A 614-nucleotide genomic window follows, 5' to 3' on the forward strand; every position below is an offset into this window, starting at 1 on the left:
GTAATGATGCTTTTTTTTAGAAAACCAATGTACTCAGCACTTGGACTATTAATTTCTATTTTAGCTGTAGCTGGTCTATTTGCACTATTAAATGCAACATTCTTGTTTATGGTACAAATTATTGTTTATGCTGGTGCAATTATGACACTGATTCTATTCTTACTTATGTTTCTTAACATTAAAGATGAGCATCTTCCAAAAGAACCTAAGAAGTATCTTTTAATAGGAATTGGTGCAGCAATAATGATTCCTTTTAATGTAGTTATTTTAAAAGCAGTATCAAAGCTTCCAGAAGCAGATATGAATATTGTTGCGGATAGTACTTTTGGTGATATTAAACCAATTGGACAACTTTTATATAATGATTGGATTTTAGCATTCGAATTGATTTCAATTCTTCTATTAGTTGCGCTTGTTGGTTCAATTGTTTTAGCAAAAAGAAAAAAATCGAATAAGGAGAATGCATGATTAGTTTAACATCTTATGCTTTTGTCTCTATGATTCTTTTTTCTATTGGTGTTATAGGTGTAATTGCTAGAAGAAATATCTTTGTTATTTATATGTCAATAGAACTTATGTTAAATGGAATTGCACTTTTCCTTATAACATTTGAA

General features: G+C 28.8%; 2 protein-coding genes. Both read left to right on the forward strand.

The genetic code is table 11. The features are described from left to right. Window positions 1-468 (forward strand): NADH-quinone oxidoreductase subunit J family protein (locus tag B0174_RS12055; protein WP_407641253.1); only part of this gene is annotated, 468 nt, incomplete at its 5' end. Continuing rightward, the coding region (locus B0174_RS12060) for an NADH-quinone oxidoreductase subunit NuoK (RefSeq protein ID WP_205663531.1) at window positions 465-614 on the forward strand (150 nt) is incomplete at its 3' end. The genes B0174_RS12055 and B0174_RS12060, both read left to right, overlap by 4 nt.

This window comes from Arcobacter caeni (assembly GCF_003063245.1).
Classification (GTDB): Bacteria; Campylobacterota; Campylobacteria; order Campylobacterales; family Arcobacteraceae; genus Aliarcobacter; species Aliarcobacter caeni.